We start from the raw sequence: 22,462 nt of genomic DNA on the forward strand, positions 1-22,462 counted from the left end.
ATTATTTTCTTATTCTGTTAAACTGTCCTTTAACTTAATACCAATTATTTCAAAATATAGCAATTTACTCAAGAAATATTTCAAATAAAAAGGGAGCTCATTCTGTTCTGGATAAGCCCCCGTTACTTGAAAAATCGTTAGAATTTTTTATTTGCATAACTCCTTGCCATTGTTGAAGTGGAGAATTTTAAACTGTATTTTCCTCTAAGTTCATTCTTTACTTTTTCCGTTATTATTTCACCTTGTTTATTATGTTCTTCTTCCCTTTTAATACCGTTTGGAATTAATTTATCACTATCCCAATCAATCCATTCACCGTACTTAGTTACCCATTCCATTAATTCGCTTTTTAGCTCATTAGAAATCGGGAGATCTTCTAAATCAAAGTTAAAACCACATTGATTACACCATATAGGATCTGTCCCAACATCACCTTCAACTTTTATTTCGTAGGTATCTTTTTGCTCACAAAAACAACGCATATAACCAATCACTCCTCTGAGAAGGACTATTTAATTTTAATTATTTCTTGTTCAACTAAACTGCTGCCCTTTAATTCAATATCTTCAACAAAAAAAGCGTTAATCCTTCTTAGATCAACGCCTCCTTTAATGGAAGAACCTAATTAAAGGACTTTGCAGTATCAATAAGCTCCTGTTTTTCGATTTTTGTTTCAGAAGCCTGTGAAAAATATTGTAACGTATAATTTATTTCTCCATCTTTCCACATTAAATATTTTACTCCATTTTCATTTTCGGCATATTTCCCTTTTACTTCACCGATATCTACATTTTCTTGTTCTAAATCAGAACTTAAATTGACTTTACTTGAAGCTACGAAACCTAAATGCTCATTTTTTTCTCCATAGAAATCAATTATTATTTTTTTGCTTTCCTTCCCAGAAGGGCCTGCATCAAAGGATGACTCGACTAACTCAAAAGGCAATTTTGTTGGGAGCTTAGGTTGGAGATTCTGCTTACTTACTTTTTCTTTCAATTCACTTTGATTGTATTCTTCTAAATTCGAAGAACCTTGATTACAACCCATTAAAAACAATGGTAAAGCCAATAGTAAAAAGATTATTCTCTTCATCAAAAAAATCTCCCCCTTATTATTTTCATTTACGTATTAGGTTTGAAAAAGTTTCCTCTATCTTGTCCTTTACTAAAAGTTGAAGGGGATTCACCCTAAATTTATCTCCCGAATATTTCTGGTACCGACACACCCATATCAAACAACACACTCATTATTAAAAAGAAGAGGAACAAAATAAGACAAATGGTTACAACGATACTTCCTATGGTTCCAACCTTATATTCTTTAACTTCTGCTTTTGTTTCGCGTCTCTTTATTCTGTATATGCCTTGAACTTTTTTGAGCTTTTGACTTTTATTTTGTTTGTTAGGGTACATTAGCATCACTCCTGTTCCCAGAATGGAAATTCACTAATTACGATATTCAGTTAACCTGCCCTTTACTTGAACAATGTCAGCTGCTTATTGAGCAAACGCCACCTTTAGCGGAAAGATAAAGGGTATTTAGTTTTCAAACAATTCCTTTTTCTCTTCTTTAGATAATCCGGTAAAAAACTTTTTGTGCACTCTTAATTTCTTCTCTTTTTTAGGGAATGTCTTTTCCAACCAAGTTACTGCCATTGGTGTATGCTCAGGTTGAAGGTTCACTTTCTCCAAGAACCATTCATATACTTTAACTATTTCTTCAGTTAAAAGTTTGAGGTCCTTGTTCCTGCTTTTATAGTCGAGTTCTGCTAGTTCAGCGGCTGTAATAAAACCATTTATCTTTTTAACTACTCCAATTTCAGAAGGCATCCGCTCTTCATTTATTGAAACAAAATAATGTATATAATTAGGTAATCTAAAAAGTCGTTTTTTGGTATCGTTGCTATTTGCTATGTATAGCCAATCCCCTTTTTTTGCATAACAATTCAAATTTGCATCCTTAATCGCAATTAACATTTTATTGTACTTTTTCATAGTCCACCTCGTTTCATTTACTGATTATATAAATGATTATTGTAAACTTATTCCATTATCCTGCCCTTTAACTTAATACCAATTATTTCAAAATAGAGCAGCATACTCAAGAAAATTCCCAACAAAAAAAAGCTCACCCTGTTCCGGATAAGCCCCCGTTCGTATTATAAGGTTAACCAGAATTCTAGACTTTTTCTATTTGGTCTTATTATAACAGTAGCCAGGGTAGAACGTCCCTGCCCGTGGGACTTAGATCCCGTCAGTTAAACCGTTCACCCCCTACTGGTAGAAACATGTTTGAGGCTGGTTGGGACAACGATCTTGTATAACAAGCGAAGCTATGATACTACTAGGAGGAAATAGGGGCTACTGGCAAGTTGAAGTTGAGGAGGAGATTGAGGATGAATCCAGTCATAGGTCTGGATGTTTCAAAAGGAGAAAGTGAGGTTCAGGCCTTTTTAGATAAGGGCAAACCTTACGGTAAAAGTTTTAGTATTAAGCATGATCTTAATGGTCTAGGAAGGTTACTTAGCATAGAAAGTATACACTGTAGAAAGGTTGCCTTTGATGCCTTTTACACCTTTCCATTCTATATACTTGGTTGGCGTTTCTATATTTGAAACAAAGATTTCCAAGGGGATCTTATTTTTAAGTGCTTCTTGTGACTTATCAATTAAAAACGATAGATAATCAGCAAACTTAAGTAACATTTCTTCACTCCCTACGTTCCCATGACCAGGTATAAATGTTTTAATATCCATTTTTTTCACTTTTTCCAAAATGAATCGAAATTCTTCAGGATTATAAATAGGTAAATGTAAATTTTCTGTAAGTAAATCACCCATAAACCCAATTTTCTCAAAAGGTAAATACATAAATGTGTCGCTTGGAGTATGCCCTCCACCTAAACAGTATAGCTCTACCTTTCTTTTTGTACCTTCAATAATCAGCTTTTCTTCAAATAAAACCTTTGGTAAAACAATTTTCATAATAGGTAAGTCATTCAGCACTTTTGTCATTTCATTAAACTGATTTTCTAGACTAGCTCTCACAATTTTATCTTGATTCGCCTCAATTTGTTTTTTTAAGCTCATTAAATACTCTTCCATCTCTACTTTTTCTTTCTCTAAATCACCAATTTTATTTTTTTCTTTTATCCATTGCTTGGTCAAAGGGGTAGAGATAATCGTTGAATCAAAAAATGCCTGATTCCCAAAAACGTGATCCCCGTGGTAATGACTGTTTATTAGATACTTTACTTTTTTTCCTGTAATATCCTCAGCTTGCCTTCTTAACTCATATCCAGCAGAAGGAGTAGTAAAGGAATCGAAAATTAACAATGCTTTGACCAGGTTTTGAAATTGCAGCATATACTCCGGCACATAAAGAGTACAAATTAAAAGATTCAGATCCTTTAATGAATTTTTCCAAGGTTCTCCCCCTCTTCGTTCTCGATACAGAAAAAAACTTATCTTCGGTTAAACTGCCCTTGAATTGAATAAAGTCAGTAATCGGGACCATTTAGTTAATCTCAAAAATCATTTTCTACAAGGCAGACTTCATCAGAGAATAGGCTATCTTCAGCCAATTTCGCTTGCTCTATCATATGACTAATATTTCCTTCAGCTGCATATAAGGACATATCAAAAAAGTTATTATCTAAATCAGACCAATAAAGGAAATTCATTGCCAGTAACGGATACATCCCTTTTTAATCTACCAACAGGTTTCTTCACCCTTTCATACTTTAACTACTTGTCAAGAAAATAAATTAAAATTAAAAAATTGCCCATCCTTATTTAGCTCATACGTCTTTTGAGCATCCATTGACGATTGAAAACTCACTAGCAAAGAGCGCTTTTGTTCATCACTTAATTTTTTTAACAATCTTGGGCTAAAAAAGATATTCTCCGTATAATTAATTACTAAAAAATTCAAATGCTTTTCTAAATCTTCATCTGATAACTCTTTAAGTTCATCAAAATATTTACTATAAATACTATCGTAATTGTTATGATATGAAAGAATAATTACTGTTTCTCCATCCCGAGGAAATATGTTCACATGAATATTTGGTACAATTTCAGAATTCACACTGTAGATATCATTTATCACATTTCCATGAAGATCGTCTTTTACTGCAAAGGATGAACTTACCGCAAACTCAACTTCCTTTTTTAGTCTTCTATGTATTGTTCTTAATTTATTAAAGTCCTTATTAAAGTAATCTTTTCTAAAAGTTTCATATTCAGTCTGCGAGTCGGCAATATCAAATTCTGAATTACGGTATAGTTGAACAGCTATAGGGGATAACATAAAACCTGGACTCGCTTTAAAATTATTCCTTAAAGTGTTTAATTTTCTAATCTTTCGATGATATTCTAAACAGAACCCTCTAAAACCAAATAAGAAATTTTGGATTTCTTCATTTTTGTATTCCTTTTGTTCAATGGGTTTAAAAAGTTTATTATCGTGAAAGTCACAAAACCCAAAAAATGTACTAGCTTTATTTTTGCTTATTTTTTTGAAGTCAGCATCAATTCCCTTTTTAGAAATATTGGATGATATATTAAAAACATGTCCCTGTTCACTGATTCTATTTAGAATTCTATTATTTTGAAGGGCATGGGCACTTTTGATTAAAGGCCTACACTCATTTTTAGTAAATCCTAAACAAATTTTAAAATCTGTGTCTTCCCACTTCTTATTCGCTTCGTGTTGAATCCTTTTATCGGAATAACCTTTGAATTTTTCTGCAGAAGTTTTTTCATCATCTTTTGCTGATTGAAAACAGCAAAATTTAAACTTTTTTCTCGAACCGCAAGGGCATTCCTCATATGGATCAAATTTATCCATTCTCTCAAATTTATTAAACGGCATACTTTATCCACTCCAAAAATTTATTAATCACTACCAATTATTTCAAATCACTGAATATTTATCAATCTCTTCTTCCATTAAATGGCTCTTTACTTTAATAAGCTAAAGGGTGTCTTAAATACTAAAAATCATCACCATAACTTGAAGATTTATCGTCAATTTCAAAATTAACTAAATATGGGGTAAGTAGAGAGCCAATAAGTCCAAGAACAATTCCAATTCCTATTGATAAAAAAATAGTATGAAAAGGTGAAAGGAATTGAGCAAAGATTAACATAGGAAAAATAGTCAAAACAGTAATTGTTAATCTCCCAGGTATAGTTACAAAGTGTTCTTTGCTGCAGGTGTCACAACGGAGCGGTTGGAATAAATGTCCCCATAATTAACGATATACCTTTTTCCATTTGAATTTAGTATTACAGTTCCTGCAATGCTGCAAAATCTAATTACCTCCTAATTGTTAATAAAGTAAACCAGTTCCTCAATACTACTTCCCTATTGGAATAGCATTAGTAATCGGACGAAAAATCAATTATGTAAGTTTCGTTTTATTAAGTTAGCCTGTCCAATTATAGAACAAGTACAAAATCACCTATTTCTTAGTAGTTCCTGGTAAATCGCGTTTAACAGATAAAGTACTCTCACAAGACATCCCAGAATAATTCCAAAAGCAAGAACAAAACCAATTTCATCTAAAGGAATTAATAGATATCCTAGTAAACTTGCTGCAATGATCAAAAACAATAAAAACAATAATAGTACCTCCAACACCATAATAATCAAAATAGTTCATACTTCCCTTTATGAAATAAAGTATAGCTGGAGATTAGCTGCCTAATTTTCAACTATGCACCGTTAGCTTTAGAAAAGAAAAGTTACTTTAAATGTTTAGTACAGTTATACAAAATACAATCCCACTTTTCTTCTGTATTATTTAAAATAGTAATAGATGTATTATTGATATATGTCTTTTGGAATTTCTGTGGAAGTAATTGCTGTAATGTTAATCCGATTAAAGCACCGTGGCTGACTACCAATATTCGTTTCCCTTTATATGTACAAACTATATCCTCTAAAAAATCTCTTCCTCTGTTAGATACGTCTTCAAATTTTTCCATTCCAAGTTCTAAATGATGCCACTTACCTCCCCATAGTTTGACCCTTTCTTCCTCTGTTGTTCCTTCAATTTCCCCACAATTTATTTCTCGAACCCTTTCATCAGTATGACTAATAGGTAAATCTATTTTACTTCCAATAATTTTTGCCGTTTCAATCGCCCTCGATAAGTCACTTGTAATAATCATGTCCCATTTTTCTTCTTGAGATAGTCTATCTCCCATATCAGATGCTTGCTTTCTGCCAATCTCATTTAAAGGAATATCAGATACTCCTTGGGCTTTGCCTAAAGTATTCCATTCAGTAATTCCGTGTCTAATTAGTCCTATTGTGGTCATTCTCCCACCCTCTATCTATAACTATATTCAATTTAGGTTGTTCCGCTAACCTTATATGTAAGATGGACGCTTCTCCTTTTTACGGAAAAGCGCCCGTTTGAGTAAGATCTTGAAAATACTCCTGTCAACGCCTTCATTTATAAATGAATTAAAATATTGACAAGTTTCCCAAAAGGATCTCTAACGTAAAAACGCCGCACACCCCATGGCTCCTTGACTGGTCCATATTCAATTGGAATACCTGCTTCTTTTATGCGGGCTAGTGCATGATCAAGATCATCAACTTCAATTGACAAATCAGGTACCGGTGTCCCCGAGCCACCTTCTGAAAGGAAACTAATTTGAGTATCCATTTTTTCATGTGAGCCGTAGGTTGCAATGAAATCCAAATTCATTAATTGATCAAGTCCAAGTATATCCTCGTAGAAGTACCTTGCTTTGGTAATATCCTGTGTTTCCACATTGGCAATAATTCGTTTAACCTTCATTCTTACCACCTCCCAGTTACTATTAATTTCTCTAATCACTCTTAAATATCTCATTTCCCTTGAATGTAATAATCCTTTAAATGGCCCTTTCATGAAGAAAAGCGCTTAGTAGTTTAAGTGCATTATGGGACAATCTTGTTGTTGGAATAAAAATAGGAATCTCCCTCTTTAAGAATCACACACCGTTTATTAAAAGATTAATGTTTAATACTCAATTATTTTTTTCTTTGGTTGATTTCCCGAAGGATTTTATTCTGATCCTAGAATAACAGGAAGCTCTTTATATCCATACACAAACGTACTAGATATCATCCGAAGCTGTTTAGAAGTGTCCAATTTCATATTCGGTAACGCCTTAAGCATTTCGGCAATGCATATTTTCGCTTCTAATTTGGCAAGCTGCGATCCCAGACAATAGTGAACCCCTGCTCCAAATGATAGAGAATGGTTTGGAGAGCGGTTGATGTCAAACACATCCGGTTTGTCAAATACGTTTTCATCCCGATTGGCAGATCCAATCCAGGCCATTACTTCCTGCCCTTTTTTCAGATTCATGCCTTTTAATTCCATATCTTCAGTGACGAATCGATTCATACCTTGAAATGGAGAACGATATCTTAGTACTTCATCAATGGCTGCAGGTATAAGGGAATGATCACTATATAATAGGTTGAGTATATCTGGCTGCTCAAACAGAGTGAGCATTGTATTGGAAATGAGATGTGTAGTTGTTTCATTCCCTGCCACAAGAAGAAGGAAACAGAAACTTAATAACTCATCCATGGATAATTTATCTCCATCAACTTCTGCCTGCATTAATGTGGATATGATATTGTTTGTTTCGTTAATATGACGTTTTGTAATTTTACGCTTAAAATATCTTTGCAGGTCGACCATCGCTTTTTCTTGTTTCGCAAATAACTTGTACATTACATTAGGCGATACGTTTTGTGTTCCCCCAACTAGAATATCAGACCATTCTTTAAGAATCTTTCTGTCATCACTCGGTACTCCGAGCATTTCAGAAATCACGGTTACAGGAAGAGGATTAGCGATTTCCGCAACAATATCTATTTTTCGTTTTCCTTGTTGGGGTGCTAATAATTCGTGTGTAATAGCCGTAATTCTAGGTTCCAGTTCTTGAATCGTTCTTGGTATAAATGCCTTGCTTATAAGGTTGCGGTACCGTCGATGGGTTGGCGGATCCAAATCTAGCAACGTTTGAACATTTCCATTTCTTTTTGAACTGAAAAGCTTGAAATTTTGTAAGACCATTTGGACATCCTCATAACAGAATACGTCCCAACAATTCCGTTCCGGGTCAAAAGAAATCGGAGCATTTTTTCGCATTTTTTTGAACCAATCATGGGGTGAGTCTGCTTCAACCAATCCTCTTGGGCGCACTAATAGTCCATAGTTCATACGTTTCCCCCCTATTTTTCAAAATTCTCAATTGAAGCTTCTCTCTACAGCATGTATATGCTAAATTATTTTCATCCGAAGTTACTTTATTAATTACTAAATATTCTGTAAATAATAACGAAATTTCTATATTTCACGAAAATCCTTATTAAACTCTCGTTAGATTTAGTACATTCGTTTCCAATATCATCAATAATAACATGAATATCCAATTTTGTTCGGAATCTTATTCCAGATATTGGCCTTAATGCGGAATAACTCTATTCACACTCAACAGTCCCTTAATCCACTTTTCCAATTCAGATATTTTTTACTTTTTACTATAAAAACACCCCTTTTGAAACCTATACAAAGAGGTAAACGGTGATACTTTATTTCAAATCCACATTGGGTAACATGGAACCGTCATTCCCATCCTCAGTTGTAAAATTAGAATTTCAATTGAAACTCTCCTGCTTTTCACACTTGATAGTGCGTATAGCAGAACTTGTCGCGCGTGCCCTTTAACGGAACAAAGAACGCAATCCAATATTCTTGAATTGCGTCCTTTTGTTGAAAAATGTGGAAGCAACTATAATTGGTTGATTACCCTTATATACTCCTCGTACCATTTTTCCCATTCCCCTTTTGGAAACTCCATATATTGACCCTCCAGTACAGCACTAAACATAATTAGACATACATGCCATCCAGATAAATCTTTTGGAGTATGATCACTGAGGGTAGGGATATATTCTTTTAATACTAATAAACAACCATTATCTTTAGGAGATAACTCGAATCGAACCCATCCTTCTCCCCATTCATACTGCAAGAAAGATTGTTTTTCGAATTCTAAGATTGAAATATCAAAAGAATTACCTGTACCATCATTCATATTGAACTTAATTGTTCCTCCTTTTCGAAGATCTACAATTTCTAAGTTTGGCATCCATTTTTGCAATTTATCATTTTGTGTTAATGTAGCCCAAACCTTTTCTACTGAATGATTTAGTGGTCGATTGTATGTGGCTATATAGCCATCCTCTTTCTGTTCTACTACTGCTAGCATACATTACTCCTCCTCATCTAATAATTGTTCTAGAGTATCTAACTTATCTGACCAGTATTTTCGGTAAGGTTCTAACCAGTTATCAATTTCTGCCAGGGGTTCCGCATTCAAATGATAAATATGTTTCTGGGAATCCTTATTGATAATGACTAACCCTGCATCCCGTAATTTTCGAAGGTGTTTAGAAACACCCGGCTGGCTTAATTGTGTACACACAACTAATTCTCCTACAGACCTCGGTCTTGCTCTAAGAAGGTCTATAATTTTTCTACGGTTTTCCTCAGCTATAACTTCAAACAACGTTGTGGTGTATTTTCTCTCACCCATATTTATCACATTCCTATAGTCAATCTATAACCATGTGGTTATATTACCAATCGGAAATATAAAAGTCAAATGAAATTATTCACATTAAATGGATTGATCCAGTTATTAAATAATCTGGGCCTTTATACAAATAAGACTCGTTCTTAAATAACGCGCCTTTATCTTGAAGAGTAGAGATTTCTAACGCTTCATCCTCGGATTTCTCATCTTACTTATTCAACAATCGCGTTTTGTCTGCTGAATAGTGGAAAATAAGATAGAGCTTGAAAAACTGACCAACTTAGTATAGAGCCTTCGTTTTTAATATAATTTGGCGTAGTTAGCAAGTGTTTTGTCGCCATTCGCTAGTTACAAAGCATCGTTGGAGAGTTACTATTAAATTGTACTATTAGCAAAGAAGGACACGCTTAATCTACTCATGAAAATAGATAAAGGAGGCTCATATGTATGACGTTCCATACCTCTGATCGTATAAAGATCCCTGCAGGATTTTGGACAGGATTACGTCAATTGGGAATAGTCGCCAGCGAGGTAGTTCGAAAAGCACAACTGCCAATCTCCATTGTTTCTGATCCATTTGTCACCACAGCCCAATATTTTGCGATTTGGCAGGCTTTTTCCGACCTCATTGATGACACCTCCAAAGGAATCATCAAGCTTGCGACATCCTTTGAAACAGATCATTTCCCTCCGACTGTCTTAGCAACTTACCACGCTCGTGACTACCGTGATGCTTTAAAGCGAATGGCCAAGTACAAACAACTTTGCCCACCTGAAAGCTTACATATCACCGAGGAAGGTGAACACTGTACCATTGAAATAAAAACATCTCATAGTGAACAACCCGGTCTGTCCATATTAATTGGCATTACTTTGGCATTTCTTCTCGAACTTGGGCGCCGGGGCACAGGTCAACCATTGACAGCAAAGTTAGTAGAATTGTCTACCCATTCAATTGGCGACAAGCAGATACTTGAAGACTACTTCGGCTGCCGAATTCAGACCGGTACAAATTGTAACAGGTTGACTATACATCGAGCAGATCTGGATCGTCCCTTTGTCTCGTACAATGCAGAATTGCTAGAGATACTGACTCCGGTACTGGAACAGTCGTTGAATGAGCAGCCACGCAGCCCTTCCATTACCGAGACGGTCAAGTGGATCATGAAACGTAGCTTAGCAGGAGGTCGCCCTGACATTCAGACTATTGCGAACGAGTTAGGGATAAGTGATCGTACCTTGCAACGGCGACTTACTGAAGAAGGCACAAGCTTCAAGCATATGTTAGTAAACGTTCGACATGAGGAAGCAAGAGAATACCTGGCAGACCCGTCGTTGGATATTAAAGAGGTTGCCTTTTTAATTGGGTATGAAGACCAAAACTCATTCTACCGCGCCTTTCACAGATGGGAAGGTGCGACCCCTTTACAATGGCGTACTGAACAACTCGGTGCAAACTTGATAAATTGACTAGTTTACTTTTCGACTAACTTAATAAGAACTACAAAAAAAAAGGAATACCCTTCATTCAAAAAGGAGCAATGTACTATGGATATGGACTTAAAAAACAAAACAGCTTTAGTCACTGGTTCAACAAGAGGTATCGGTAAAGCAATTGCCATTGAACTTGCAAAAGAAGGTGTTCATGTACTAATTAATGGACGAAATGACGAAGAGGTAGAACGAACTGTAAATGAAATAGAGTTAGAGTTCCCTGATAGCTTCCCTCAAAATGCGACTGCAGATATTGTAGATAAACAACAAAGGGAAGCATTATTTAAAAAACATCCCCAAATTGATATTTTAGTTAACAATGTGGGGATTTATGAAATGATGAAGTATGAGGACGTTGACGATGAAGTATGGGAAAAGTATATCCGTACTAATGTTCTTGCAGCAAATGGACTATCCAAATTTTACTTACCTAAAATGATAAATAATAATTTTGGCCGAATGATCTTTATTGCGAGTGAAGAAGCCGTTATGCCATCAGGACAAATGCCTCAATATTGTATAACAAAATCAATGCTATTATCATTATCAAAAAGCCTATCTAAATTAACAATAGGAAAAGAAGTTACAATCAATACCATCTTGCCAGGACCATCGCTCTCTGAAAATGTGCATCATATAATTGAGGGAATGTATCCAAATGAAGATATGACTTTTTCAGTAAAAGAGAAAGAATTTATGACCCAAAATCTACCTCATTCTGAACTTCAACGATTTATCAAGCCCGCTGAAATAGGTAGATTAACTACCTTTATATGCAGCCCTTATGCTTCCGCTTTTAAAGGTTCTCCGATTCGTATGGATGGAGGCATGGTACCGACTATTTTCTAGCACTTTTTCCCTTACTCACCTTTCAAGGTGAGTAAGGATTCTTTCAAAAAACAAATCTTCGTTAAACGATCAACAATCTGGTCTGATACAGGAAAAAGACGCGTTCTCCAATAAACGCCCCCCCATTTAAACACTCACCTATGTGTTCATTTTTCTCAGGACAGCGTAAGGATGCTTATATGATACGAGAATAGTATGCTACATCGGCAACTCTGCCGTGTAAATGCGATTCGGGCAGCACCGCTACCAAAGTAAATCCGAGTTTTTCAATTAACTTTTTGGAGTTCTTATTTTTATGATCTATAGTAGCGCATAGGCGTTTAAGGTGTAAGGTGCTTTTACTATGCTCAATGACCGCGGAAACCGCTTCATACGCAAAACCGGCTCCCCAATGCTCCCTCATGAAGCGATAACCAATTTCGCCAAGATAACCTTCTGCTATTTCTGGAATCATTACATCACCGATGAATTCATCCGTATCTTTTAATGCGACAGTCCATTTTGTTTCAGTACGATTCCTAACCATTTCTACCATTGAGTGTTCATCACGAGGGGGATTCATTCCAAGAAATTCTCTTACTTCATCATTGTTAAACATTTTAAGCATATTGGGAATGTCTTTTTCCGCTCTCGGACGTAAAACCAATCGTTCTGTTTGAATTTTTGGTGCTTCTTTTTGTGCCATGATTTAATCCAGCCTTTCGTACATCTATAAATAATCTATCGATGGGAACGGTATTGAACTTCATCGTTTGTTATTTCCTTATGAAATTTATAATATAATTCGATACCGATTATTTGGATTCCTTCTTCAAGTAACCTGCTCCTTTAAACTTAATACCAATTATTTCAAAATCAAGCAGCGTTCTCAAGAAAAAGTTGAAACTAAAAAGAGGCTCATCCTGTTCCGGATAAGCCCCTTTTCTTGAATAAACAACAGGAAAGGCTAAATTTGAATAAACTTAATGGAATTTCATTTAATCTTTTAACTTTTAATTACTTTAGCTAATCCTAACGCAAAATGCTCCCATAGTATTTTTTCAACGACCTCTCCCCTTGTTTCGTCACACTCAACAATGAGAATGACTTCGGATTGTTTCCCCTTTAACCTATGCTGTTTTTTATTGCTTAATAAGACCATAAACAACCGAATCAGTAGTCCAATAATAAATCCACCAACCGCACCGATTAACCCCCAATAGATCGGTCCCCACTTAAGTTCAAAACCGACGCTAGCCGTGATGACCGCAGATGCAGTGGCTAAAGGCATGGCAATATCGATAAGGGATATTCCATCTGATCGATGCAGCGTATCAAATATTTTTCTGCTTTCTTCTCGATTATCAAGTGGGACAGCGTATATATTTTCCTTTTTTATACCCACTTTCTCTAAATTTGATATGGCGATTTCTAAGTATATATGATTTTCATAAGTCGAAAATATTTGCATATTCATAGAAGCTTTTTTCCTTTCAGAATGCGAAATGTCCTTCCTTGATACTGTTCTTTAAGAAACCGCCTCTGCTCTTTCTCGTAAAGCTTATTATTTTCTACTGTATTCATATAGGCATCAACGATAGCGAAACCATAAAGGGAAGGAAACATAAGTAACCACTCCGGATTCAGTACGTTAGTCGCCCTTTCTATTTCACCTAAAAAAAGCAAAGATACTCCTTCTAACATGTGAGAGTAATAAAAGAATACAATACTCCAAATGATTACGACAAACGCTGTAACGATCCGATGAATATAGAGCTGCCCAAGGCCAGGCATGAATAATGACCATAATGCTGCTAAGAACGGATTCCTTTTATCCAAATAATTGATTTCTAATGCCCCAATACTAAAGGAATTTATTTTATGGTCTTCTCGTTCAGTGAGTATATAAACGTTATTCAAATCAACGGTCGTGCGATAACTATCCCAGATTGCAAAGATGTAGACTGGTATGTATATCAAGAGCCATCGAGTATCCAATACCTCTTTTGCCATTGGGATGTTTCCCTGAAATGAATAAATCATGGCCAAGTTCACATGAGCCTTTAAATTGATCACCACTTCCCACGTTAATAAAAGGTACCCCCTTATATATTTAGAAAGTAATAAATGGCCAAAACCGGGAAAAGATACTGACCACCATGCAATAATATATGGATTTCTTAAATGAATCTGGGTAGTGCCAAGAATACTAACATTAGCCTTGTATCTTCTTGCAGTGTTATCGTTCGAATAATTATCAATAAGAATCCATCCTCAATTATTAATAGATGTCCTTATTTTTCCATACTTTTAAAAATTTATTATGAATGTTAATATTTATTCTATTTAATAGATCGATACAGGAAAAAGATGCGTTCTTTAATAAACGCCCCCGTTTGTTGAAGAGAGTGAATTATTGTTTAAGATTATCTTGCTCTTCCTCATCATCCTTCTCATAAAATAAATAAAAGATAGATAGACTTGATAATACCAAGAAAGTTAAAGAAACAATTAAATTTTTTACTAAAAACGCAATAAAGATTACGTTAATCAACATCATTATAGAAGTTAATATCTTTGCAAGCACTTTACTCCCCCTTTATTCAATTAACCTGCCCTTTAACTGAACATAGAAAAAACACTGAAGATCTGCTGCCCTATTGATCTTCAGCTATAGCCCCCTTTAATGGAACAACCAATATTTATTGCTTTTTCAGCTCAAAAATCTCCAGGGTGTTGTTCCATTCTACTCTGGCAATAATTGTAGTGGCTTTGCTTACTAAATCAAGATTACCTCCACCGCTCCGACCAATTATTTTGCCAGGTCTCGAATTGTTAGAAGCAGCATCTAATTCAGAAGTACCTCCTAAGGAACCTGCAATTGAATCAAGGCGATATGTTACTCTGCCGATGGAATCAATGTTTTCCCCTTTGTATTTTACTGTATATTCATATTCAACCTCATTTCCAACAATATAAACGTTTGAAATGATTGACCAATTCTCGCTTTCACCCTTATAAACAATTATGGTCCCTCTTTCTGATGCAAATACCGTGCATCCAAATGACATTAGTAGAAGAAGACAAATGAAAACTCTAAATTGCCTCATTGGGTTACCTCCAATATTGAACATTACAATTTAGAATATGTATTTGTGCAATCACTATACATTTTCTCTTCTTTAATTAATCAAATTGATGTTTTTTAAGGGTAATGAATATCAATTTCTACCTACCGTCATATTCCATTAACCTGCCCTATAATTGAAGAAGGGCAATAGCCGGATCACCCTCAGTTTTTGCCCCCTTTTATCAAATAACTATTTGTAGTGGTACATCACGATTATTTAATGATATATCTAACTAATAATAAGAATTAAAAGCCCAATAAAAGAAGATATATCGAATGAAACAAAATTTGTGGTTTATTTCAAAATCCAGACCATTGAACAAAGAAATGCTACTTGTTTAGCAACCACAACTTTCGTAGAGAAATGAAGGTTGCTATTTTTTAATTTCGACTAATAAATTTCCAGGTAGGAATGAATGAACTCCCTGAAGTATCAGCTTTTCTTTATTTTTTGGTATATCAAATATCAATGAAAAGTTAATCTCTCCCCCAGGCTTTAAGTAGACACCATTCCATTCCTTTTTCTGGGTTACTATAGTTTCGACTGGTTGATATTCATACCCTTCTTCATCTAGTAATGTGTAACCATTCAACTTAGCTAGAATACTGCCATCATTAGCTGACCCTTCAGGATATATCATTTTAGAATTAACTTTTATTTCTTCCGTTGATGCATTAGATTCCTCTTTGCTCTCCCCTAACGTATAAGAAAGAGTAACAAGTTCATTTAACTCTTCATCAATTTCAATTACTTTCCACGCAGATTCCATTTTCTTTTGTAATGAATTTTGTATAGGATTTTTTTTAGAATCTTTCTCATTCCGAGTGGCCGTTTTAAACACTTCTGTCGTTTCCCCATCAGTGCCCTCTATATTTTGAGGCTCTTCTATGTCGCTCGTTGCTTTTTTCACTTCAGGAACAGCATGCCCTAGTATTGAAAGCAGACCTATGAATAAACCAATCCCTAAAGTACCTAATGCAACTTTTAATCGCTTCTCCGTCTTTTTTGAATGTTCAGCAGAACCACCTAAAGCTTGGTAGGGTAAAGTTTTCACTGCTCTATGTGCTGGGAACAGCGCACCAATCATTCCGGTAACAACTGGTATAACAATTGAAACTAGAAAGAAAGGAAGTTGGTCTGTTGGAAGTTGGTCATAGGTTTTCCATACAAATACAAAAGCCAATAAAACACCGATGATTCCGGCAAATAACCCGCTGAATGCCCCTTCGAGTAAAACAAGGTGTCTAATAATCCGATTATGCCAGCCAATTGATTTCAAAAGGGCTATTTCAGGCTGCCTTTCAGAAACATTTTGCCATATGATTTCCGTGGTTGTTAAAATGGCTATCAACAGAGCCACTCCCATAGCGATATAATGCAGTGAACTAACTTCCATGGCAACATATTCCCCCAGCCATGTTGCATACATAACACCTTTTAGTCTGAAGGTGATAAATAGGTAGACAACAAACAGACTGGTTGGCAGAGCGATGGAGATAACCGATAAGATACTTCTTTTCCATTTACTTATGAAAGAATTAAAACTCATGGACCATATCGTCCTCGAAGGAATCCACCTTTTCCCTGAATGAGCGATTTCTCCTGATTTCATGGTTTCATACGGTTTTATTTTCCTTACAAGATATGCAGGAATGATTGTGCCGATTAGGTAAATCAATAAACCGAATAAACCAATTAGGAAAAACCTTGTGAGTGATGTAGTGATTTCACTTGTGAAATAGAAGTACCCTAATATAGTCCAACTAATGAGAGATACAAATACCCCCAGTAAGGTCGCTTCAAGGAACAAAAGTTTCGATAATTGGTTAGGTCTCCAACCAATTGACAATAATACAGCAAATTCTTTTTGACGAGTAAACATCATAATGAGGTTTGACGAGAATACATACACAATGGCCACAAGAATAACACTTGCGATAACTCCACTTAGTCCTACTTTTGCTTCTTTAAAGATAGACATGGATGAGCCCAGTTTAATCCATGGCTGCTCTACCCATCCCAACGATTCCTTCCCCTTTAATCCTGGAATATGAGTTAACGCCGGCTGCGGAGAAGATCCGAGGGTCACATCTGTAATGAGACCTGTTTGACTTTCTATTGCACTTGCTACTTCATTTAAACGTTTTTCACTTGCATCATTTAGTTGATCTACCCCTTTCACTTTAATGCGGATAGATGAAATGGGTTTTTCCCCCATAACATCAGCAGCTGCGTCTAATGTTGTTAACATGAGTGGTGGTTTCGTTAGAAAACCATAAGGATTATTTAGTGGTTTCATTTCCTTTGGTGGATTAACAGGATTTTCATTTTTATCCAACACCCAATTGGATTTGGATGGAAAATACGTTTCCATAGGCAATTCTGTTAATGGATCCTTTGATAAATTCAATTTTCCTGGATTAAATACACCCTTAATATTTAACTTCACTCTAGGAAAATCTTTAAATTCATCTCCAAACATCGTTACTGGACGGTAAGCTTCCGTTTCCGCAATGGAAACATCCTCTGGTATTGAGTAAGGTTTAACTTCATAAGCAAATGGCCATCGTTCGGAGAAAGGGCTGGTAACCGGTTTATATTCGACTGGGGATGCCTTAAATCCTATAATTTTTTGAAGGTCAATGTCCATTTGGTTTTCGCTTGGTGATAATATCTCATTAATTAAATTTTTATGGACCTCCTTGGTGGTATACGTGAATGAATCTACTTTCGTTCCTTCTTGTTTTTCCAAGTAGGCTTCTCCACCATTTTCTTTTACTTTTTCCATTGTTGATGCTTGTTCATCTGATGAAAATGGCAGGTCAAGTTTTGAAATTGTAAATGTGCGCTTGCTCTCAACAAACTCCTTATTACTTATGATAACTGGTATTGCTGTTTCGGTAATATCTGTATCAATTTTAACTTTTTCGGATTTATCGTTATTATCAAAGTATTCACTGTGTGAATCCTCGACCATTGCATCAGATAAACCCACCAATTTACTTTCAGCATCAGGATCGATACCAGCAAGCATGACTTCAGATCCATAAGATAAAGGCAACTCGCCATTATATCTTATCGTACCGTACTCTCTACCCACACCGTCCGGTTCCCATCCTCCAACCGTAAAGTATAATGATCCGTTTTCGGTATCTATCCCCGCCCCAGTATTGGACTCGTCTTTAATATTTAGTCTATACACACCAGGTTCACGCACTGCAACCTTGTTTACGACCATGTCGTTATTTACAAATCCTATCATAGCAATAGGAGCAGCAATATCGATATCACTCATTTCCTTTATCTGATTATATTGTTCAAGTGAAATTCCTCCCGATAATCCACTCTGATAATTAGGTTCAAGGAGATTCAAGTCTTCTGTAACACTTCTTGTATCAGGAGGTCGAACCACAATATGATAAGAAGATTTCCATCTGTTCTGAAGTTCGTCAACAATAGTGCCACTATTAGACTGTGTGACTCCGACGAGGTAGCTTAAACCGGTACTTACGATAAGAGCACCAACTAAAAGCAAAATGAACCTACCCTTATTCCTCCACCAGTTATTCCAAATAAATCGAATCATCCAAATATACTTGCCTTATCTGAAAGGATACATCCATCCTTCATTTCAATGATTCGACCAGCTTTCTTCGCTAAAACGGGATCATGCGTAACGAAAATAACTCCGCATCCCTTTTCTCTGTTAAGAGAAGAAAGAAGTTCAAATATCAATTCTCCTGTGTCACTATCGAGATTTCCGGTAGGTTCATCTGCCAATAACCAATGGGGTTCATGGATAATTGCTCTTGCGATAGCAACCCGCTGTTGTTGTCCCCCTGATAATTGAGAGGGCAAAGAGTTCAATTTATCTTTTAACCCGACTTTTTCTAATACTTCCTCAGCTTTTTGCTTCTTGTCATATTGGACTTTCCTTGAAAACAGAGGGGCCATCACGTTTTCTAATGAAGTTAAAGTAGGAAGTAAGTGAAACTGCTGAAAAATAAATCCAATGTTTTCAAATCGAAAGTCAGCTAATTGATTTGCTTTTAAATCCTTAATATTCTCCCCCATATATAGTATTTCCCCCTTAGAAGGAGCGTCGAGGGTACCAAGTAGGCTTAATAATGTTGATTTTCCAGAACCAGAAGTTCCTACAATAGAGACAAATTCTCCTTTTTGAAACTCCACATTAATATCATTTAGAGCAAGCGTACTAACATCATCCCCTTTAAATTCTTTCGAAATTGAATTACAGGCAATTGAAAAATCCATAATAACCACCCTTTTTTTCTGTTTATTCTGTCTAATTAAATTATAACAAAATATTCCAAGTTTGTTGTACAAAATCAGGAAAGTATTATATTTTGGCACTTTAAGGAAATAAGGCATCTACTCGGAACTCAAATTGAAAAAATATATAGCGTACCTTTAAACAATGAAAAACCCAGATCTTTAAATGACCTGAGTTGTTAATTTAAATTGTATTTATTATTCCGTTAACCTGCCCGTTTAACTGAATAAGGAAAGCTTAGGACCAGCTTGCTGATTTTAAGCTATCGCCCCCTTTAATAGATGAGTAATAAAAGTGATCACCTTTTCCTTTTCCTGTTCCTTCCTTAGAGCATCAGTAAAATTCCACACACACTCTGAATCTTCCCCTGTATGTGTTATTGTGACAATTTCACTTTCTTTTTCGAATACATACTTTATGGAAAACTAATTCTACTCCTCAATTATCATCTAATGATACCTGTTCCGGTGATCTCAATTTTCACTGTAGAATGTATGGGTTTGTTTGGATACTCTTTTTCCCAGTTAATTCGCTTTCAAACCACAGGGTGAAAAGGGATTTACCTTCTTCCAATTCCTAATGAATCATAATTTGATTGTTGCAGTATATTTAGTACATTTTTTGTTTTTTCGCTCATTTCCTTTGAAAGTGTTTCATTTAATTTTTTTACCACTTCCTTTTAACTTCTAAAATATCTCATGATCAAAAAGTCTATAATATCATTTTGCTTATTGAATTGTGTGTTGTTCTTTATATTAATTGTAGTGATATGGAGGATTATATATAATATTCGCGAAATACATTTTTTCCTTCTCTCTTCGTGTATCAATTCTTAATTAAATCATTTATTTATCATATGCGTGTGACTTTATACCACAAAAACCATCGACATTGATAGGTATTTACACCCGAAAAACTCTCCTCATTAACATATTATCACTCATAGTAAAAGGGTTAAACCACTTCAAAGTTTAATGTTACAGTTATTACAAATCTTAACAAGGAGGTAATATTTTTGAAAAAAGTATTACAACTATTCATATGTTTGAGCTTATTAGTGGGTCTTTCATTTAAAGTAGAAAAACCTAATGAAGTATCAGCAAAAGCTCAAGAAAACAAAGTCTTAAAAATGGAACGTAAAGAAAATGTAAAAAAATTAAAGAAAATGATGAAGGCAGGAAAAACCGATGCTGCTTTACCAAGTGATGCTAACCTAGTCATTGAAATTAATAATAAGACAAAAAAAATAAGTAACCCCCATGCTGCAACGATGAAGTTGAAAAGAAATGGAAAAAACACTTACGCATCTTTGGTAGGGTTAAGTTTTGAAATGAAGAGTGATGGGTTAGAAATTAAAGATGGAAAAACGAAGTTAAAGTTTAATAGTAAAGGTAATTTCGAAAATGAGGATAATTACATAACTTCATTCCATAACAAAAGTGACAAAAATCTCTTTACCAAGGTAAAAGAATTTTTTGTTGGTAAGAAAGCATACGCTTTTACAGAAGGTAAAGAAGGAGCTGATACTCGCTTTGGAGGAGATATTAGACAATATGTATATGTAGAGTATGATCGGAGCGGTACTACCGTTAGTCTTGAATATGTAGAGTTTCATTGGGAGAGAGCTTCAACAAATTATGCTATTAAAGATGCTGAAGGTGCTGCAATTTGTCAATGGCGTACAGGTAGTTGGGATGACTACTACACTGTTGGCACGATAAGTTCTTGGCAAAGTTATAATCGAAGCTATGATTATGGTATTCCAGCCTCTTGTGGATATACAGATGAAAATAGCTCTATTCATACACAGGTAGGCTATGCTCAAGCTGATTTTTATCAATATCAAACACGTATTTACAATGACGTAAGAACTGAAATTAAAATGACTAGTGCAAGTGTACCATCTCCATAAAATACAGGACTACTAAAAACTAAAAACGCATCAATGAAATGAAACTTCTGATGGTTATTTATAACAAGATATTATGTTAGCATATCTTTATAGCAACATAGAAGGCTAATTAAGTTAGAAGGGAGCTACTTATAGTTACCTTATTTTTTAGCCTTAAACAAAGGAGTGGTCCTATTAGAAAACTATGGTTTGTAATTTTATTGTTAGTTGCACTGATGGTTTCCGGTTGTCAAAATGAAAAGGATGAAAAATATTCATTGAGCGGAGAGTCAGCCTCATGGGCTTCTAATATCGAGGTAACATTTTCTAATTCTGGGGATAAAGAAAAGTATTTTATTGGTGGTAATCTCAAATTTAAAAAAGAATATTCTCCTCCTTCAGTAAAATATTATTTATCATATCCGTCCGGTGAAGGAAACGGAACCTCAGAGGGCAAAGAAATTAAGATACCCCGAGGTGGAGGTACTCGTGAGGCATCAAATAATAATATCGAAAAATTCGCCAAGGATATTACTCTAAACGTCCAATGGGAAGATGAAAATGGCAAACAATTTAAAGAAAAGATTCCTTTAGATTAATCCAGACATTTTGTTAGTTTATACTATAGATTCATCTAAAATTAATCAATCTTATTAACGGTTTCGTTTTTAGATTAGAGTACAAACTTTTTGTTGATAAAACAGTCTCGTATTTGTTTTACATTAATTCACATTAGAATTCGCACCCTCATTCACAACAGAAAGACGGGCTCACATACTCCAGTGAATGAGGGTGTTAAAACTTATGCAAATACTCTTGCAGGAAAGGACACGTAAACACCTGCTCAGTGTATCGGTATCGCCTAAAAGTAAAATACGATAACTGACATAATCTGTACGCAGTTGAAATAAAAGTCCCTTATAATGAAACAACGTTTTACAAACTTTAATTTCGAATGAACGTAAACGAGTTTGACTTGACCTTAATTTCTCCCTTAGAGTAATGAATAATCAGAAATCGAACTTGTAGCTTTCCCAGGGTTAGTTAAGCCATCCTTCAAGTTAAGGGTCACTTCCCAGGCTTTTGAAGTGTTGCTCCAAATGTGTCTCAATAGATATCAATTCTAAATCCTCAATAGGTAAATCCTCATTGCTCTCTTCATTGAATTCAGCTAAGTGTTTCTCCAACTCCTCCAGAGCAATTTCTTC

At 35.2% G+C, this 22,462-nt stretch carries 22 protein-coding genes and 1 pseudogene; 5 read left to right on the forward strand and 18 right to left on the reverse strand.

Annotation, left to right across the window (positions count from 1 at the left end):
- Positions 1-137 precede the first annotated feature (137 nt).
- The 4 genes from BAA9072_RS10500 to BAA9072_RS10515 all read right to left on the reverse strand — a co-directional run bounded on the left by BAA9072_RS10500 (position 138) and on the right by BAA9072_RS10515 (position 1,994).
- Complete coding sequence (locus BAA9072_RS10500; protein ID WP_201714632.1) at positions 138-482, reverse strand: hypothetical protein; 345 nt, start codon at positions 480-482, stop codon at positions 138-140.
- Between the two features lie 139 nt (positions 483-621).
- Positions 622-1,092 (reverse strand): DUF4367 domain-containing protein, encoded by a 471-nt coding sequence (locus BAA9072_RS10505; protein WP_201714633.1) that lies wholly within the window; start codon positions 1,090-1,092, stop codon positions 622-624.
- A gap of 101 nt (positions 1,093-1,193) precedes the next feature.
- Positions 1,194-1,412 (reverse strand): hypothetical protein, encoded by a 219-nt coding sequence (locus BAA9072_RS10510; RefSeq protein WP_201714634.1) that lies wholly within the window; start codon positions 1,410-1,412, stop codon positions 1,194-1,196.
- Positions 1,413-1,538: 126 nt separating this feature from the next.
- Positions 1,539-1,994 (reverse strand): hypothetical protein, encoded by a 456-nt coding sequence (locus tag BAA9072_RS10515; protein ID WP_201714635.1) that lies wholly within the window; start codon positions 1,992-1,994, stop codon positions 1,539-1,541.
- A 401-nt stretch (positions 1,995-2,395) separates the two neighbouring features.
- Here BAA9072_RS10515 and BAA9072_RS10520 point away from each other — a divergent pair.
- Positions 2,396-2,524 (forward strand): annotated as a pseudogene (locus BAA9072_RS10520) (IS110 family transposase); the annotation flags it as partial.
- On the opposite strand, the gene BAA9072_RS10525 reads toward BAA9072_RS10520, so the two are convergent.
- The 7 genes from BAA9072_RS10525 to BAA9072_RS10555 all read right to left on the reverse strand — a co-directional run bounded on the left by BAA9072_RS10525 (position 2,519) and on the right by BAA9072_RS10555 (position 9,616).
- Positions 2,519-3,364 (reverse strand): MBL fold metallo-hydrolase, encoded by an 846-nt coding sequence (locus tag BAA9072_RS10525; protein WP_201714636.1) that lies wholly within the window; start codon positions 3,362-3,364, stop codon positions 2,519-2,521. The pseudogene BAA9072_RS10520 and the gene BAA9072_RS10525 sit on opposite strands and share 6 nt — an antisense overlap.
- Before the next feature lie 388 nt (positions 3,365-3,752).
- The gene (locus BAA9072_RS10530; RefSeq protein ID WP_201714637.1) at positions 3,753-4,874 is read right to left on the reverse strand and encodes an SEC-C domain-containing protein; all 1,122 of its coding nucleotides are present in this window, start codon (positions 4,872-4,874) and stop codon (positions 3,753-3,755) included.
- 875 nt (positions 4,875-5,749) lie between these two features.
- Positions 5,750-6,328, reverse strand: coding sequence for a histidine phosphatase family protein (locus tag BAA9072_RS10535; protein ID WP_201714638.1), 579 nt, complete (start codon positions 6,326-6,328; stop codon positions 5,750-5,752).
- Between the two features lie 137 nt (positions 6,329-6,465).
- A complete protein-coding gene (locus tag BAA9072_RS10540; protein ID WP_201714639.1) occupies positions 6,466-6,816 on the reverse strand; it encodes a VOC family protein in 351 nt (116 codons plus the stop codon).
- 249 nt (positions 6,817-7,065) lie between these two features.
- A complete protein-coding gene (locus tag BAA9072_RS10545; protein WP_201714640.1) occupies positions 7,066-8,238 on the reverse strand; it encodes a cytochrome P450 in 1,173 nt (390 codons plus the stop codon).
- Between the two features lie 571 nt (positions 8,239-8,809).
- Complete coding sequence (locus BAA9072_RS10550) at positions 8,810-9,289, reverse strand: SRPBCC family protein (protein ID WP_201714641.1); 480 nt, start codon at positions 9,287-9,289, stop codon at positions 8,810-8,812.
- Between the two features lie 3 nt (positions 9,290-9,292).
- A complete protein-coding gene (locus BAA9072_RS10555; protein WP_201714642.1) occupies positions 9,293-9,616 on the reverse strand; it encodes an ArsR/SmtB family transcription factor in 324 nt (107 codons plus the stop codon).
- A 447-nt stretch (positions 9,617-10,063) separates the two neighbouring features.
- Here BAA9072_RS10555 and BAA9072_RS10560 point away from each other — a divergent pair, with 447 nt between their 5' ends.
- Together BAA9072_RS10560 and BAA9072_RS10565 are read left to right on the forward strand one after the other, a co-directional pair.
- Positions 10,064-11,086 carry an AraC family transcriptional regulator gene (locus tag BAA9072_RS10560; protein ID WP_201714643.1) on the forward strand — a complete coding sequence of 341 codons (1,023 nt, stop codon included), beginning with the start codon at positions 10,064-10,066 and terminating at the stop codon, positions 11,084-11,086.
- A gap of 78 nt (positions 11,087-11,164) precedes the next feature.
- Complete coding sequence (locus tag BAA9072_RS10565; protein ID WP_201714644.1) at positions 11,165-11,959, forward strand: SDR family NAD(P)-dependent oxidoreductase; 795 nt, start codon at positions 11,165-11,167, stop codon at positions 11,957-11,959.
- A 175-nt stretch (positions 11,960-12,134) separates the two neighbouring features.
- Here the strand turns inward: BAA9072_RS10565 and BAA9072_RS10570 are convergent, their stop codons facing one another.
- The 7 genes from BAA9072_RS10570 to BAA9072_RS10600 all read right to left on the reverse strand — a co-directional run bounded on the left by BAA9072_RS10570 (position 12,135) and on the right by BAA9072_RS10600 (position 19,344).
- Positions 12,135-12,644 (reverse strand): GNAT family N-acetyltransferase, encoded by a 510-nt coding sequence (locus tag BAA9072_RS10570; RefSeq protein WP_201714645.1) that lies wholly within the window; start codon positions 12,642-12,644, stop codon positions 12,135-12,137.
- 300 nt (positions 12,645-12,944) lie between these two features.
- Positions 12,945-13,409, reverse strand: a complete 465-nt coding sequence (locus BAA9072_RS10575; protein ID WP_201714771.1) for a hypothetical protein — start codon at positions 13,407-13,409, stop codon at positions 12,945-12,947.
- 2 nt (positions 13,410-13,411) lie between these two features.
- Positions 13,412-14,200 (reverse strand): hypothetical protein, encoded by a 789-nt coding sequence (locus BAA9072_RS10580; RefSeq protein ID WP_201714772.1) that lies wholly within the window; start codon positions 14,198-14,200, stop codon positions 13,412-13,414.
- Between the two features lie 151 nt (positions 14,201-14,351).
- On the reverse strand, positions 14,352-14,525 hold the full coding sequence (locus BAA9072_RS10585; protein ID WP_201714646.1) for a hypothetical protein: 174 nt from the start codon (positions 14,523-14,525) through the stop codon (positions 14,352-14,354).
- Between the two features lie 115 nt (positions 14,526-14,640).
- The gene (locus tag BAA9072_RS10590; protein WP_201714647.1) at positions 14,641-15,048 is read right to left on the reverse strand and encodes a hypothetical protein; all 408 of its coding nucleotides are present in this window, start codon (positions 15,046-15,048) and stop codon (positions 14,641-14,643) included.
- A 394-nt stretch (positions 15,049-15,442) separates the two neighbouring features.
- A complete protein-coding gene (locus BAA9072_RS10595) occupies positions 15,443-18,604 on the reverse strand; it encodes an ABC transporter permease (RefSeq protein ID WP_230980823.1) in 3,162 nt (1,053 codons plus the stop codon).
- Between the two features lie 47 nt (positions 18,605-18,651).
- A complete protein-coding gene (locus BAA9072_RS10600; RefSeq protein ID WP_201714649.1) occupies positions 18,652-19,344 on the reverse strand; it encodes an ABC transporter ATP-binding protein in 693 nt (230 codons plus the stop codon).
- 1,034 nt (positions 19,345-20,378) lie between these two features.
- Here BAA9072_RS10600 and BAA9072_RS10605 point away from each other — a divergent pair.
- Positions 20,379-21,275, forward strand: coding sequence for a hypothetical protein (locus BAA9072_RS10605; protein ID WP_201714650.1), 897 nt, complete (start codon positions 20,379-20,381; stop codon positions 21,273-21,275).
- A gap of 200 nt (positions 21,276-21,475) precedes the next feature.
- Entirely contained in the window at positions 21,476-21,853 is a 378-nt protein-coding gene (locus tag BAA9072_RS10610) for a hypothetical protein (protein WP_201714651.1), read from the forward strand.
- The last annotated feature ends 609 nt before the right edge of the window (positions 21,854-22,462 follow it).

The organism is Rossellomorea arthrocnemi, from assembly GCF_904424705.1.
Taxonomy (GTDB): Bacteria; Bacillota; Bacilli; order Bacillales; family Bacillaceae_B; genus Rossellomorea; species Rossellomorea arthrocnemi.

Bases quoted from the DNA above. Each gene is read 5' to 3' on its own strand.
- BAA9072_RS10500 (WP_201714632.1), bottom strand. From the start codon at position 482: ATGCGTTGTTTTTGTGAGCAAAAAGATACCTACGAAATAAAAGTTGAA.
- BAA9072_RS10505 (WP_201714633.1), bottom strand. From the start codon at position 1,092: ATGAAGAGAATAATCTTTTTACTATTGGCTTTACCATTGTTTTTAATG.
- BAA9072_RS10510 (WP_201714634.1), bottom strand. From the start codon at position 1,412: ATGTACCCTAACAAACAAAATAAAAGTCAAAAGCTCAAAAAAGTTCAA.
- BAA9072_RS10515 (WP_201714635.1), bottom strand. From the start codon at position 1,994: ATGAAAAAGTACAATAAAATGTTAATTGCGATTAAGGATGCAAATTTG.
- BAA9072_RS10525 (WP_201714636.1), bottom strand. From the start codon at position 3,364: ATGCTGCAATTTCAAAACCTGGTCAAAGCATTGTTAATTTTCGATTCC.
- BAA9072_RS10530 (WP_201714637.1), bottom strand. From the start codon at position 4,874: ATGCCGTTTAATAAATTTGAGAGAATGGATAAATTTGATCCATATGAG.
- BAA9072_RS10535 (WP_201714638.1), bottom strand. From the start codon at position 6,328: ATGACCACAATAGGACTAATTAGACACGGAATTACTGAATGGAATACT.
- BAA9072_RS10540 (WP_201714639.1), bottom strand. From the start codon at position 6,816: ATGAAGGTTAAACGAATTATTGCCAATGTGGAAACACAGGATATTACC.
- BAA9072_RS10545 (WP_201714640.1), bottom strand. From the start codon at position 8,238: ATGAACTATGGACTATTAGTGCGCCCAAGAGGATTGGTTGAAGCAGAC.
- BAA9072_RS10550 (WP_201714641.1), bottom strand. From the start codon at position 9,289: ATGCTAGCAGTAGTAGAACAGAAAGAGGATGGCTATATAGCCACATAC.
- BAA9072_RS10555 (WP_201714642.1), bottom strand. From the start codon at position 9,616: ATGGGTGAGAGAAAATACACCACAACGTTGTTTGAAGTTATAGCTGAG.
- BAA9072_RS10560 (WP_201714643.1), top strand. From the start codon at position 10,064: ATGACGTTCCATACCTCTGATCGTATAAAGATCCCTGCAGGATTTTGG.
- BAA9072_RS10565 (WP_201714644.1), top strand. From the start codon at position 11,165: ATGGATATGGACTTAAAAAACAAAACAGCTTTAGTCACTGGTTCAACA.
- BAA9072_RS10570 (WP_201714645.1), bottom strand. From the start codon at position 12,644: ATGGCACAAAAAGAAGCACCAAAAATTCAAACAGAACGATTGGTTTTA.
- BAA9072_RS10575 (WP_201714771.1), bottom strand. From the start codon at position 13,409: ATGCAAATATTTTCGACTTATGAAAATCATATATACTTAGAAATCGCC.
- BAA9072_RS10590 (WP_201714647.1), bottom strand. From the start codon at position 15,048: ATGAGGCAATTTAGAGTTTTCATTTGTCTTCTTCTACTAATGTCATTT.
- BAA9072_RS10600 (WP_201714649.1), bottom strand. From the start codon at position 19,344: ATGGATTTTTCAATTGCCTGTAATTCAATTTCGAAAGAATTTAAAGGG.